12 protein-coding genes are annotated in these 13,769 nt (G+C 63.4%); 3 read left to right on the top strand and 9 right to left on the bottom strand.

Annotation, left to right across the window (positions count from 1 at the left end; all coding sequences use genetic code 11):
• Positions 1 to 6 precede the first annotated feature (6 nt).
• The 3 genes from EN862_RS02105 to EN862_RS02095 all read left to right on the top strand — a co-directional run bounded on the left by EN862_RS02105 (position 7) and on the right by EN862_RS02095 (position 3,275).
• The gene (locus tag EN862_RS02105) at positions 7 to 1,635 is read left to right on the top strand and encodes a choline dehydrogenase (protein ID WP_127864229.1); all 1,629 of its coding nucleotides are present in this window, start codon (positions 7 to 9) and stop codon (positions 1,633 to 1,635) included.
• Positions 1,636 to 1,645: 10 nt separating this feature from the next.
• Complete coding sequence (locus EN862_RS02100; protein WP_127864228.1) at positions 1,646 to 1,963, top strand: Dabb family protein; 318 nt, start codon at positions 1,646 to 1,648, stop codon at positions 1,961 to 1,963.
• A gap of 94 nt (positions 1,964 to 2,057) precedes the next feature.
• Complete coding sequence (locus EN862_RS02095; RefSeq protein ID WP_127864227.1) at positions 2,058 to 3,275, top strand: MFS transporter; 1,218 nt, start codon at positions 2,058 to 2,060, stop codon at positions 3,273 to 3,275.
• Positions 3,276 to 3,281: 6 nt separating this feature from the next.
• On the opposite strand, the gene EN862_RS02090 is transcribed toward EN862_RS02095, so the two are convergent.
• The 9 genes from EN862_RS02090 to EN862_RS02050 all read right to left on the bottom strand — a co-directional run bounded on the left by EN862_RS02090 (position 3,282) and on the right by EN862_RS02050 (position 13,767).
• Entirely contained in the window at positions 3,282 to 4,127 is an 846-nt protein-coding gene (locus EN862_RS02090; protein WP_127864226.1) for an EamA family transporter, read from the bottom strand.
• Between the two features lie 7 nt (positions 4,128 to 4,134).
• A complete protein-coding gene (locus EN862_RS02085) occupies positions 4,135 to 5,052 on the bottom strand; it encodes an endonuclease/exonuclease/phosphatase family protein (RefSeq protein WP_127864225.1) in 918 nt (305 codons plus the stop codon).
• A gap of 227 nt (positions 5,053 to 5,279) precedes the next feature.
• Entirely contained in the window at positions 5,280 to 6,830 is a 1,551-nt protein-coding gene (locus tag EN862_RS02080; protein WP_127864224.1) for a sodium:proton antiporter, read from the bottom strand.
• 169 nt (positions 6,831 to 6,999) lie between these two features.
• Positions 7,000 to 8,064, bottom strand: coding sequence for an ABC transporter ATP-binding protein (locus EN862_RS02075; protein WP_127864223.1), 1,065 nt, complete (start codon positions 8,062 to 8,064; stop codon positions 7,000 to 7,002).
• 11 nt (positions 8,065 to 8,075) lie between these two features.
• Positions 8,076 to 8,867, bottom strand: a complete 792-nt coding sequence (locus EN862_RS02070) for an ABC transporter permease (RefSeq protein ID WP_095817069.1) — start codon at positions 8,865 to 8,867, stop codon at positions 8,076 to 8,078.
• Positions 8,864 to 9,778 (bottom strand): ABC transporter permease subunit, encoded by a 915-nt coding sequence (locus EN862_RS02065; protein WP_127864222.1) that lies wholly within the window; start codon positions 9,776 to 9,778, stop codon positions 8,864 to 8,866. The genes EN862_RS02070 and EN862_RS02065 overlap by 4 nt, the downstream gene beginning before the upstream one ends.
• A 61-nt stretch (positions 9,779 to 9,839) precedes the next feature.
• Positions 9,840 to 10,946 carry an ABC transporter substrate-binding protein gene (locus EN862_RS02060; protein WP_095817067.1) on the bottom strand — a complete coding sequence of 369 codons (1,107 nt, stop codon included), beginning with the start codon at positions 10,944 to 10,946 and terminating at the stop codon, positions 9,840 to 9,842.
• A gap of 244 nt (positions 10,947 to 11,190) precedes the next feature.
• Positions 11,191 to 12,363, bottom strand: coding sequence for an iron-containing alcohol dehydrogenase (locus tag EN862_RS02055; RefSeq protein ID WP_127864221.1), 1,173 nt, complete (start codon positions 12,361 to 12,363; stop codon positions 11,191 to 11,193).
• Positions 12,364 to 12,381: 18 nt separating this feature from the next.
• Positions 12,382 to 13,767 carry an aldehyde dehydrogenase family protein gene (locus EN862_RS02050; RefSeq protein WP_127864220.1) on the bottom strand — a complete coding sequence of 462 codons (1,386 nt, stop codon included), beginning with the start codon at positions 13,765 to 13,767 and terminating at the stop codon, positions 12,382 to 12,384.
• Between the last annotated feature and the right edge of the window lie 2 nt (positions 13,768 to 13,769).

Here is a 13,769-nt window from a genome sequence, read left to right as displayed (position 1 = left end):
GGAACAATGGCTGACTACATCATTGTTGGCGCCGGTCCGGCCGGCTGCGTGCTCGCCAACCGGCTGAGCGAGGATCCGGGCAATTCCGTCCTGCTGCTGGAAGCCGGTGGCAAGGACTGGCATCCGCTCATCCACATGCCGGCGGGCTTCGCCAAGATGACCAAGGGCATCGCCTCCTGGGGCTGGTCGACTGTGCCGCAGAAGAACATGAAGGACCGGGTCTTCTGGTACACCCAGGCCAAGGTCGTCGGCGGCGGCTCGTCGATCAACGCGCAGATCTACACGCGCGGCAACGCCCGTGACTACGACGCCTGGGAGAAAGAGGAAGGGCTGACCGGCTGGGGCTATCGCGACGTGCTGCCCTATTTCAAGCGCGCCGAGAACAACCAGCGCTTCGCCAACGATTTTCACGGCGACCAAGGCCCGCTCGGCGTCTCCAACCCGATCTCGCCGCTGCCGATCTGCGAGGCCTATTTCCGCGCCGGCCAGGAGATGGGCATCCCGTTCAATCCGGACTTCAATGGCGCCAGCCAGGAAGGCGTCGGCTACTACCAGCTCACCCAAAAGAACGCGCGGCGCTCGTCGGCCTCCGTCGCCTATTTGAAGCCGATCCGCGAGCGCAAGAATTTGACGGTCCGGACCGACGTGCTGGTCACCCGGGTCGTCGTCGAGAAAGGCCGCGCCATCGGCGTCGAGGTGGTCGACAGGCCAGGCGGTGAAAAAACCATCCTGCGCGCCGAGCTCGAGGTGATCGTGTCGTCCGGCGCCATCGGCTCGCCCAAGCTGCTGATGCAGTCGGGCATCGGCCCCGCCGATCATTTGAAATCGGTCGGCGTGACGCCTGTCCACGACCTGCCCGGGGTCGGCTCCAACATGCAGGATCATCTCGACCTCTTCGTGATCGCCGAATGCACCGGCGACTATACCTACGACAACTACGCCAAGCTGCACCGCACCCTGTGGGCCGGGCTGCAGTACCTCTTGTTCAAGAATGGACCCGTCGCCTCCAGCCTCTTCGAGACCGGCGGCTTCTGGTACGCCGATCCGACCGCCGCCTCGCCCGACATCCAGTTCCATCTCGGCCTCGGCTCCGGCATCGAGGCCGGCGTCGAGAAGCTGAAGAACCCGGGCGTGACGCTGAACTCCGCCTTCCTGCGTCCGCGTTCGCGCGGCACGGTGCGGCTGAAGAGCGCCGACCCGGCCGACCACCCGCTGATCGACCCGAACTACTGGTCCGACCCTTATGATCGCGACATGTCGATCAAGGGCCTCAGGCTGGCGCGCGAGATCATGCGCCAGAAGGCGCTGCAACCCTACGTGCTGCGCGAGGTGTTGCCGGGGCCGAGCCTGCAGAGCGACGACGACCTCATCGACTATGCCTGCCGCACTTCCAAGACCGATCATCACCCTGTCGGCACCTGCCGCATGGGCCATGACGCGATGGCCGTGGTGACGCCGGATCTCAGGCTGCGCGGCATCGAGGGCTTGCGCGTCTGCGACGCCTCGGTGATGCCGCGCGTCCCTTCCTCCAACACCAATGCGCCGACCATCATGGTCGGCGAAAAGGGCGCCGATCTCATCCTCGGCCGCGAGCCGCTGCCGCCGGCCGTGTTCAGGGGCAACCAGGCGGCATGAGGCCTCAACGATGATCCGGCATTGCGTCTTTGTCCGCTTTCGCGACGACGTTCCTGGAACCGAACGGGCAGCGATCCATGCCGATCTCGAAGCCTTGCGCGCCGTCATCGATGGCATGGGTAAGGTGCAATTCAGCGCCAATGTCAGCCCCGAGCCTTTCGCGCGCGGCTTCACGCATGGCTTCACCATCGATTTCCGCGATACCGCCGCGCGCGACGCCTATCTGGTGCACGAGGCGCACCAGCGCGCCGGCGCGCGCCTTGTCGCCGCCCTCGAAGGCGGTACCGAGGGGCTGATGGTCATCGATCTCGAGGTGACGCAAATGTGACCGCTCGCCGGCTTAAAACCGGCAGTTGTCCCGTTCTCTTTTGCCCGCTGTGGAACATATCGCTCCTTTTGGGGAATTCAAAAGGAGCACTGCCTTGAACCTCACCCTCGAGCAGAAGAAAACCGTAGTCGCATCCTTCCTGGGCTGGACGCTCGACGCTTTCGATTTCTTCCTTCTGACCTTCCTGCTCACCGATATTGCCGCTGAATTCCAAACCGACGTCCCGGCGGTCTCCAAAGCACTGTTCCTGACACTGGCGACGCGCTTCATCGGCGCGTTCTTCTTCGGCATGCTTGCCGACAGATATGGCCGCAAGCCTATGCTGATGCTGAATATCGTCAGCTATTCGATGATCGGCGCCTTGGCCGCCTTCTCGCCTAATCTCGGCATATTCCTGGCGCTGCGCGCGCTGTTCGGCATCGCCATGGGCGGCGAATGGGGCTTGGGCAGCTCGCTTGCCATGGAATCCATTCCCCCCAACGCGCGCGGCATGGTCTCGGGCATTCTGCAATGCGGCTATCCGGCCGGCTACCTGCTGGCCGCCGTCGCTTACGGACTGCTCTACGGGCAGAAGATCGGCGACTTCACCATCGGCTGGCGCGCCATGTTCCTCTTGAGCTTCGCGCCGGCGCTGATCGTGCTGTTCATCCGCTCGCATGTGCCGGAATCGCCTGCTTTCATCGAAGGCCGTTCGGCGGCGCGGCCCGGTCTTCTCGAAACGCTGCGGAAGCACTGGGGCATCGCCCTCTATGCCGTGGTGCTGATGATGTTCTTCAACTTCTTCAGCCATGGCACGCAGGACCTCTACCCTACCTTCCTGAAGAAGCAGCACGGCTTCGATCCGCACACGGTGAGCTGGATCACTATCGTCGCCAACATCGGCGCCATCGTCGGCGGCCTCGCCTTCGGCGCGCTGTCGGAGAAGATCGGCCGCATCAACGCCATCACGCTCGCTTGCCTGATCGCCCTGCCGGCGATTCCGCTCTGGGCCTATACGACCACGCCCTTCATGCTGGCGATCGGCGCCTTCATCATGCAGGTGGCCGTGCAAGGCGCCTGGGGCGTCATCCCCGTGCATCTCAACGAATTGTCGCCGGGCTCGGTGCGGGCGACGCTGCCCGGCTTCATCTATCAGGCCGGTAATCTGGCCGCTTCCTATGGCGGCCCCTACCAGGCCGGCATCGCCGAAGCGCCGGGAGGCAGCTACGGTTATGCACTGGCGCTGTTTGCCGGCGTGGTTGCAGTCTGCATCATCGTCGTCATCCGCTTCAGCCCCGAGAAGCGCGGCCAGGTGATGACCGTGCTCGGTTGAATGGCATCAACCCATTCTCAGCGCGACGACGCCGGCGACGATGCCGAGCGCGGCCGTGGCGCGCCAGGCCGTCATCTTCTCGCCCAGCGCCAGCACCGAGATCAGCATGGCGAACAGGATCGAGGTTTCGCGCAGCGACGCGACCGAGGCGATGGGAGCCTTGGTCATCGCCCACATGACGATCCAGTAGGCCGCGCCGCTGAGCACGCCGGTGAACAGCCCAGCCTTCCAGTCGCGAGCCAGCACGGGCAGCGACTGTGGCCCGCGAAAGGCGACGCACAGCACCAGCGCCCACGTCGCATCGCAGACGAACAGCCAGGCGGCGTAGCTCGTCGCGGTCGCCGCCAGCCGCGCGCCGCTGCCGTCGGAAAGCGTGTAGCTGGCGATGAAGATCGATGTGCCAAGCGCGAAGCCGACGGCGCGCAGATTGAGCCTTTCCAGATGCGCGCCGCCGCGAAACGACATGACCAGCGTGCCGATCGACAACAGCACGATGCCGACGATGGCAAGCGGCGCAGGCACCTCCCCGACCAGCACGATGCCGCCCAGCGCCGAGAGCAGCGGCGCGGTGCCGCGCGCCAGCGGATAGGTCTGGGCGAAATCGCCGGCCTTGTAAGCACCGATCAGGAATGTCCGGTAGCCCATGTGGAAGAAGACCGAGGCGAGGATGAATGGCCAGACCTCGGCCTTCGGCACCTCGACAAAGGGCAGCACCACGAGCGCCGCGGCGCCCATGCCGAGCGTCATCAGCGTGATCGACAGGAAGCGGTCGAGATGCACCTTGACCAGCGCGTTCCAGATCGCGTGCATGGCCGCCGCCGAGAGCACCGCCAAGAAGACGAACAACGTCATGCCCGCCTCATCTGCCCGTCAGACCCGAGGCGATGCCCGGCGTTTCCAGGTCGATATCGACCCTTAGCGGAAAATGGTCGGATGCCACCGCGCCGATATCCGCTGTTACCGAACGCACGCGCCCGGCCAGCACGCCGCCAATGAAGCAATGGTCGAGCCGGCGTTTTGCGAGCCTGCCGTCGATGATCTTTTCATGCGTGTGGAAATCCGGTCCGGGCTCCCTGACGACGGCAGCAGCATCGACGAACCCGTCGATATAAGCAGCGCCGGGATGGTAGGGCGTATTGCCGACTATGCGCCGGTATTCGGCGCTGCCCGGCTCCATGTTGAAATCGCCAAGCCAGATCGCCGCCCGGGGGTTTTCGGGCTCCGCCTGGCCGTTCGACCAGTTGCGCTGCGGCTCGTCGTCGGCGCCGCTCCACGGGCCGCCGTCGGATGGCGCGCGACGATGCTCGGCAGTGAGATAGTCGATCTGCTCCAGCCGCTCCTCGGCCGCAATATGCGCCAGATGCAGAGAAAGCACCCGCACCGGTCCGGCCGGCATGCGGATCATGCATTCCAGCGCCGCGTTGCGGGTGTTGAGCGGTCTCAGCGTGCGGCGCATCGGCAGCGCATGCAGCCGCGACCAGACGATCGGCAGCTTCGACAGCACCATCGTGCCGAACTGCCGCCGGCGGTTGACGACGCGACCGTCGCGCTTCTCGCTGGCGTCCATGTCGAAGGCGGGGCCATAGGCCCAGTAATAGTCGGGCAACAGCCTGGAAAGGATCTCGGGCTGGTCGTCATCATTGGTTCGCCGCCAATGCCGCTCGACCTCCTGCAGCGCGATGATGTCGGCGCCGTCAACCAGCCTGGCGGCACGTGAAAGATCGTAGCGCCCGTCGCTGCCGTAGCCATACTGGATGTTGTAGCTGATCAGCTTCATTGATTAACCGGCTCACTTCCAGCGATCGCAGTAGCCCCTCACCGTCAGCGTTTCAATGGACCGCGAGGACGAGCGGAATAGTCCAATGGTGCCTGCGAACCAAGCTTGCCACACCGTTTTGGCGTCCCATGGAGGCGAACCGCTCTATCTCCCTGTGCTGACGCAAACCCGGGCAGGCACTGCGGTGAATCGCCGACCGCAACCGCCCACGCCTTCGCTGAAATCCGTCAGGTGGTGAGCGGCTGGAAGCTTCCGGCGGGGGCCGCCGCCAGTTCCGACCAGTCGATCTCCTCTTCCAGCCGGTGATAGGCCTCGTCGCCGATCGTGCCGTTGCTGCGAAGCTCCTCCAGCCTGTCACGCTGCCGCTTGATGGCGTAAAGACGCAATCGGTCGTATTCCGTGGCGGCTTGCGCATCGTCCGGATTTTCGGCGATCCGGCGTTGCGCCTCATATTGTTCGCGCACGACGGCGGCAGCTGACGAAGTCTTGCCGCTCAGCACATCGAGCGCCGCCTGCATGATAGCCACCCGCGCCTCGGCCACTTCGCGGTCGATCGAGGTATCCCGCTCGAAGTTGAGCCGGCGCAGCAGCGGCTTCAAGCTCATGCCCTGCAGCACGAGCGTTCCGAGCACGACGGCGAAGGCCGCCAGCACGATCGGGTCGCGGCCGGGAAAGTCGGCAGGCAAGGCGATGGCCACCACCAGCGTCACCAGCCCGCGCATACCGCACCAGCCGACAAGCACCGCGCCGCGAAACGTCGGCGCATCCCGCTTCTGCCCTTCGCCGTCGAAACGCTTAAACTGCCTTATCACCGCAACGTAGCTCATCACCCATACGAGACGCGCCGCGATGACGACGGCCAGCACCGTCGCGGCGAACAGAAAGGCCTCGCCTTGCCCGTCGCCGGAGAGCCGGCCAACGATCGATCGAGCCTGCAGGCCCATCAGCACGAAGGCCAGCACGTTGAGCACGAAGACGGCCGACTCCCAGACCGAATAGGTGCTGACGCGTCGCCTCGCCGACATCCGGCGTGGCGCGGTCCGCGCGATGGTGATCGCATAGACGACGATGGTGATGATGGCGGAGAGACCGAGCTTGTCGGCAATGATCCAGACGGCGAAGGTTCCGGCGAACTGCACCACGGTGCTGCTTGCCGCATCCTCGATGCGCGTCAGCGCGAGCAGCGACACTCGGCCGAACACATAGCCGGCGACGACGCTGCCGACCGTCGCAAGCAGGATGACGGGCACTGCGTCCTTGAGCATGACCGAGCCGATGGCCGCCGAAACCGATATCCTATAGATCAACAGTGCTGTGGCATCGTTGAGCAGGCTCTCGCCCTGCAGGATGGCTGTGATGCGGTGCGGTACCTTGAATTGGCCGAGCACGGCGCTCGCCGCGACCGCGTCGGGCGGAGCCACGATGGCGCCTAGCGCGATCGCCGCCGCGATCGGAAGGCCGGCCATCTTCCAGCCGACGAAGGCAACCACCACGGTGGTGAACACGACGGCGCCGAGCGCCAGAAGCACCAGCGACAGCCGGTAGCGTTTCAGGTCGCGCAGCGAGGTGTCATAGGCGGCGTCGAGCAGCACCGGCGCGATGAACAGCGCCAGCGCCAGTTCCGGATCGATCTCGATCGTTGGTGCGCCCGGCACGAAGGCCAGCGCAACGCCTGCAAGCGCCAGCAGCGACGGATAGGGTATCTCAAGACGGCGCGACAGCGCCGTCAGCGCGACGGCGATCAGAAGCAGGATGAGGGTGAGCTCGAAGAGGGCCATGGCTCATCGTAGCGATGGAACCAGGCGTTTGGCACTGCAAAAGTGAATGGTGAATGGTGAATGGTGAATGGTGAATGGTGAATGGTGAATGGGCATCATCATAAGAATTCGAGCACGTAAAGTGCTCTCTTCGCTGACTACCATTCACCATTCACCATTCACTCTCTCCCTAATGCAGAACCAGCATATCACCCGACGAGAACGAAATGTCCGCCTTGTCGCCGACGACCGGCGGCGGCGTCGTCGAATTGTTGAATGTGTCGAGCGACACCGTGTTGCCGCCGATGCCGACGCGCACGCGGATAACGGAGCCGAGGAAATGCACCTCGGCGATCTCGCCCGACAGGCTTGCGTCATGGCCGGGCTGCCGCCCCAGCGAGATCGCTTCCGGCCGCAGCGCGAGCGACAGCGTGTCGCCGGACTTAGAGCCATTGAGCTTGCCCTTGAGCGAGACTTCCTGGCTGTTGACCTGCACCTTGCCCGAGGCGGCGTCGGTTACCTTGCCTTCCAGCACATTGAGCGTGCCGACGAAATTGGCGACGAACTTGGTCGCCGGCCGATTGTAGATCTCGAACGGCGTGCCGACCTGCTCGGCCCTGCCGCCATACATCACCGCGATGCGGTCGGAGATCGACAGCGCCTCTTCCTGGTCATGCGTGACGAAGATCGTGGTGATGCCGAGCTTCTTCTGGATCGAGCGGATTTCCTCACGCAGCGACACGCGCACCTTGGCGTCGAGCGCCGACAGCGGCTCGTCGAGCAAAAGCAGTTTGGGTTTCGGCGCAATCGCCCGCGCCAGCGCGATGCGCTGCTGCTGGCCGCCCGAGAGCTGATAGGGATAGCGGTCGGCCATCTGCGGCAGCTTGATGATGTCGAGCATCTCTGCGACTCGGGAATCGATGGCCGGCTTCGACATGCCCGCCACCTTGAGCCCGAAGCCGATGTTCTGCGCCACCGTCAGGTTCGGGAACAGCGCATAGGCCTGGAACACCATGCCGACATTGCGCTGGTTGGGCTTCAACCGGGTGATGTCCTTGCCGCCGACGACGATTTTGCCGGCCGAAGGTTCCTCGAAGCCGGCGACCATGCGCAGCACTGTCGTCTTGCCGCAGCCGGACGGGCCGAGGAAGGAGACGAATTCGCCCGGTGCGACATCAAGATTGAAATCCTCGACCACGGTCGTGGCACCGAAGGATTTTCGCACATGCTGGATGGAGAGGAACGGCTCGGCCATGGCTATTGCTTTCAGTTCGGTCGGTTCGCCGATTTCGGCGCGAAGCGGGACAGGATCTGGATCAGCGACATGCAGCCCCAGGTAATGGCGAAGGCGATGATGGCAAGCGCCGCCGGTTCATAGGCGCGGTTGGCGCCGATGTTCTGCAGATAGGGGCCGAAGGCCGGGCGATTGAGCAGGCTGGCCATCGTGAACTCGCCGATGACGATGGCAAAAGTCAGAAAGGCGCCGGAGAGCACAGCGATCAGCACGTTTGGCAGAATCACCCGAGTAATGATCGTGGACCAGCCGGCGCCAAGGATCTGCGCCGCTTCCGTCAGCGTGCGCACATCAATGGTGCGAAGGCCTGTATCCACCGCCCGATACATATAAGGCAGCGACAACGTCGCGTAGCCGATCACCAGCAGGGCGTTGGTGGCCGTATCGTTTGCCAGGAACGGCAGCGGCGAATTCGAGCCGTACATTCTGATGTAGCCGAAGACGATGACGATTGCCGGGATGACAAGCGGCAGCAGCGTGATGAACTCGACGATCGGCCTGAGCTGCGGCAGGCGCAGCCGGATCCAATAAGCCGCCGGCACCACCACCAGCACGCCGAGGATGATGGTGAATATGGCGGCAACCACCGAGTACATGAATGTCGCCTGGAAGCGGGCGTCGCCAAGCACGATCTGGTAGGCGTCGAACGAGTAGGCGCCGCGACGCATGCGCATCGAGAATTCCGCGGTCGCGATCAGCGGGATAAAGAAATAGGCCGCGCCAAGGATGAAGACGACCCAGGCCCAGAAGCGTCCGGTCTTCATTTCAGCCACCTCTCCGAGCGCGTCCGGAACCAGATGTAAAAGACATTGGCGAGGCCGGTGATGACAATCATGCCGAAGGCGATCGCATAACCGAGATGCGCATTGTGAAGCACGTCGCCGCGGATCTGGGCGTAGAGGAGGATGGGCACGATGTTGAGCGACGAGCCGGTCAACGCATAGGCGGTGGCAATCGCTCCGAAGGCGTTGGCGAACAGCAGGATAACGGTGCCGAGGAAGCTCGGCCAGATCACCGGGATGACGACCATGCGCCAGTACTGGGCCGTCGTCGCGCCAAGTGTCGCGGCAGCCTCGCCCCATTCCTTCTTCAGTCCGTCTATCGCTGGCACGATAATGACCACCATCAGCGGAATCTGGAAATAGACATAGGTCAGCGTGAGGCCCCAGAACGACAAGATGTTGAAGCCATGTGCGTAGATGTTGAGGCCAAACACGGTGTTGAGGATCACCGTGGCGAGGCCGAGGCGTCCAAGCGTTGCGAGGAAGGCAAATGCCAGAGGGACACCGGCAAAATTGGAGGCTACCCCGGAAAAGGTCAGTGTCGCCGACCGTATCCAATTGGGCAAGCCGCCCCGCACGATGGCAACGGCGATAGCCAGGCCGGCAAACGCTCCGATGAGGGCCGATGCCAGGCTGACCTTGATCGAAATCAAGTAGGCGGCAACGATATTTGGCTCCGACAGGGCGATGAGATTTTCCAGCGTAAACTCACCAGCCTCGTTCTGGAACGCGCCCAGCATCAGGTAGAGCGTGGGCAGGATGAGAAACATGACCGCGAAGATGAAGAAGGGCGCAACGCCGATCCATTGCGTCGGCAGCCGCAGCGCGCGCGCTTCGCTGGGCGGCGCGGTCTTTCCCGCAATTGTCTGGTTGGAGAGCGAGAGGTCGGTCATGCGCGGGCTACCGTCTGGGAGAAGCGCCGGGCGGCCAGAGCCGCCCGGCCGTTTCATTTCGTTACTTCACGTTGGCGCCGACAGTGGCGTCCCAGTTCTTGGTGATCGCCTCCTTGGCCTTACCCTGCTCGTCAAGGGTCGGGAACACGGCCGACGCGTAGGCTTCGGCCGGCGGCAGCTTGGCCATCACATCGGCCGGAAGCTTGCCGTTCTTGGCGAGGTCGTTGAACCGGATCGGATGGCAGTAACCCTTCAGCCAGCCAATCTGACCCTCGTCGGAGTAGAGGTACTCGAGCCAGAGCTTGGCGGCGTTCGGATGCGGCGCATAAGCGCTGATCGCCTGCACATAGACGCCGGCGACGACGCCGGTCTTCGGCACGACGACGTCGACCGGCGGGTTGCCCTTCAGCGTGTCGCGGCCAGCAAGCGCGTTGTAGTCCCAGGTGACCAGGATCGGGGTCTGACCTTGGGCCAGCGTGGCTGGCTTGCCGATGACCGGCACAAAATTGCCGGCGGCATTGAGCTTCTTGAAGAAGTCGAGACCTGCTGTGCCGGCTGCTTCACCAGCAGCGGCACCACCGGACAGGCCGGCGGCGTAGACCGCCTGGATCGCTTGGTTCGAGGCACGCGGATCCCCGGCGAGGGCGACGGTGTTGGCATAATCTGACTTCAGCAGGTCTGCCCAGTCAGCCGGAGCTTCCTTCACAAGATCCTTGTTCACCAAGAACGACAGCACGCCGTAATAGTCGCCCGTCCAAAAACCATCGGCATCCTTGGCGCTGTCCGGGATCGAATCCCAGGTCGAGACCTTGTAAGCTTGGATCAGGCCGTCTTTCTTGGCGGTCGGGCCGAAGGACAGGCCGACGTCGATGACGTCAGGGGCCTGCGGGCCCTTGTTGTCCTTGTTGGCCTTGATCGCCTCGACCTCATCGCCCGAACCGGCGTCGGGATTGAGTTCGTTGATGGTGATTTCCGGATACTTAGCCTTGAAAGCGTCGATCACTGCCCCGTAGCCGCACCAGTCATGCGGAAGCGCGATGACCGTGAGCTGGCCTTCCGCCTTCGCGGCCTTGACGAGATCGTCCATCGAAGCGGCGGACGAAATCACCGTCGACGCGAAGAGCGCCGCGGCCGAGAGGGAAAGCACTTTCCCCGTGAACTTGAACATGTGTTCTCTCCGTTGAACTGGCGCGCTAAGCGCCTGCGATGCGGGTATCGTTTTCGTGTGACAGCCAGATGAAGGCTTTTTGAAACCGGAGCCCCACAGCGAAAAAAGTTAACTCTTTTTAACGGACTGTAGCAATTAGCCCGCACTTAATTTTCCGGCTAATGGTTAGCTGTCTTGATTTTTGCCCCTCCTCCTTTTTTTCTTGAATGTTCCCTTCTTCAATTTTGGTATTGAAAGCCGGCTCTCAGACGGAGCCGGCAATGGCATTTTCGAGCAGCGTGAGCGCCGCTTTCTTGGTCAGCTTGACCGGATTGCCGCCGGCTGTCGGATCGACCACCGCCATATCGGCGATCAGCGTCTTGCGCTTCTTGTCCATGTCGAGCCCCTTGATCAGCCCGGGCAGCGCGTGCGGCACCTTGAGTTCCTTGCGCAGCTTAATGATGGCCTTGGCGAAGCCGTCGAAGCCGCCCTTGATCGCGCAATAGGCGGCTAGCCGTGCGATGCGGTCCTCGATCGCCTCGCGGTTGAAGGCCAGCACATAGGGCATGAACACCGCGTTGGTCATGCCGTGATGGGTGTCGTAGAGCGCGCCGATCGGATGCGACAGCGAATGGATGGCCCCCAACCCCTTCTGGAAGGCGGTGGCGCCCATGGCCGCCGCGCTCATCATATGGGCGCGCGCGACGAGGTCCTTGCCATTGGCGAAGGCCTTCGGCAGGTTCTCGAACACCAGCCTTATACCTTCCACCGCGATGCCGTCGGCCATCGGATGATATCCCGGCGCGCAATAGGCCTCCAGGCAATGCGCAAGCGCGTCCATGCCGGTGCCGGCGGTGATGAAGGGCGGCATGCCGACCGACAGTTCCGGATCGGCAATGACGATTGCCGGCAGAAGCTTCGGATGGAAGATGACCTTCTTGGTGTGGGTCTCCTCATTGGTGATGACGCCGGCGCGGCCGACCTCGGACCCCGTGCCCGCCGTGGTCGGCACCGCGATGATCGGCGCAATCACGTCCGAATTGGCCCGGGTCCACCAGTCTCCCACATCCTCGAAATCCCATACAGGCCGTGTCTGCCCGGCCTGGAAGGCGATCAGCTTGCCGAGGTCGAGCGCGGAGCCGCCGCCGAAGGCGATGACGCCGTCATGCTTGCCTTTCTTGAACACCGCGATGCCGGCGGTGAGATTGGACTCGACCGGGTTCGGCCTCACCTCCGAGAAGACCCCATACGGGATCTTGGCATCGTCGAGGATCTTCAGCGTCGAGGCGACGACGGGCAGCTTCGCAAGGCCCGGATCGGTGACGAAGAGCGGCCGCTTGATGCCCGTCGCATTGAGCACATCAGGCAATTCCTTGATGCGCCCTGCGCCGAAGCGGACGGTGGTGGGGTAGTTCCATTTGGAGATGAGCTTGGACATTTTCTGTCTTTCGAAAGGTCAGATCGTTTCGCGCAGGTGATAGGATTTCGGCCGGGTCAGATTGTCGTAGCCGATGGCCGAGAGCGCCGCGCCCTTGCCGGTGTCCTTGACGCCGGTCCAGACCAGCGCCGGGTCCAGATAGTCGCAGCGGTTCATGAACACCGTTCCGGTTTCGACACGGTCGCCGATCGCAACCGCACGCTCGGTGTCGCGCGTCCAGATCGAGGCCGTCAGCCCATAGGGGCTGTCATTCATCAGCGCGATCGCCTCCTCGTCATTGCGCACCCTCATGATGCCGACGATCGGGCCGAAACTTTCCTCGCGCATGACGCTCATCTGGTGATCGACATTGGTCAGCACTTCCGGCGCCAGATAGGGCGAGCCCGGCTTGTCGTTCTCGACCTTCATGTTGATGTGTGCGGTCGCGCCCTTGCGCAGCGCCTCGGCCTTCTGCTCGCGGATAAGGTCGGCGAAGCGCGCCTGCGCCATCGGCCCCATGGTGGTCGCCTGCTCCAGCGGATTGCCGACGACATAGTTCCTGGTCTCGGCGATGAAGCCTTCGACGAACTCGTCATAGACCTTCTCATGCACATAGACGCGCTCGATGCCGCAGCAGCACTGGCCGGAATTGAAGAAAGCGCCGTCGACCAGATTGGCAACCGCATGATCCATCTTGGCGTCGGGCAGCACATAGGCCGGGTCCTTGCCGCCGAGCTCGAGGCCGAGCGTCATGAAGGTGCCGGCCGCCGCCTTCTCGATCGCGCGGCCGCCGCCGACCGATCCGGTGAAGTTGACATGGTCGATCTTGCCCGAGCCGAGCAGCTTCTCGGTCTGGGCATGGTTCATGACCAGGTTCTGGAACAGCCCCTTCGGCAGGCCGGCCTTGTCGAAAGCCTGCTGGAAGCGCTCGCCGACTAAGAGGGTTTGAGCCGCGTGCTTGAGGATGACGGCGCTGCCCGCCATCAGCGCCGGCACGATGGTGTTGACCGCCGTGAGATAGGGATAGTTCCACGGCGCGATCACCAGCACGACGCCGAGGGGCACCTTCTTCACATAGCGCCGAAAACCGTCCTTCGGATTGGAGGCCATGACCGGCTTGAGCGCCGCTTCGGCGATCTCGACCATGTAGTTGGTGCGTTCCTTGACGCCGCCGAACTCGCCGCCATAGCGCACCGGCCGCCCCATCTGCCAGGCGATCTCTGGCACGATCTCGTCGGTCATGGCGACCAGCGCCTCGAGCATCGCCAGCATGTATTTGCCGCGCTCGACGACCGGGGTCTCGGCCCATTTCTCCTGCGCCGCCCTGGCGCGCTCGACCGCCGCATTGATCGCCTGGTCGCTCGCGACCGGCCGCTCGGCGTAGATCGATCCGTCGATGGGTGATTTCAGTTTTACGGTTTCCAATT

The organism is Mesorhizobium sp. M2E.F.Ca.ET.219.01.1.1 (assembly GCF_004016445.2).
Taxonomy (GTDB): domain Bacteria; phylum Pseudomonadota; class Alphaproteobacteria; order Rhizobiales; family Rhizobiaceae; genus Mesorhizobium.
The sequence above is the reverse complement of the archived record's forward strand: the minus strand, read 5'-3'. Positions and strand labels throughout refer to the sequence as shown.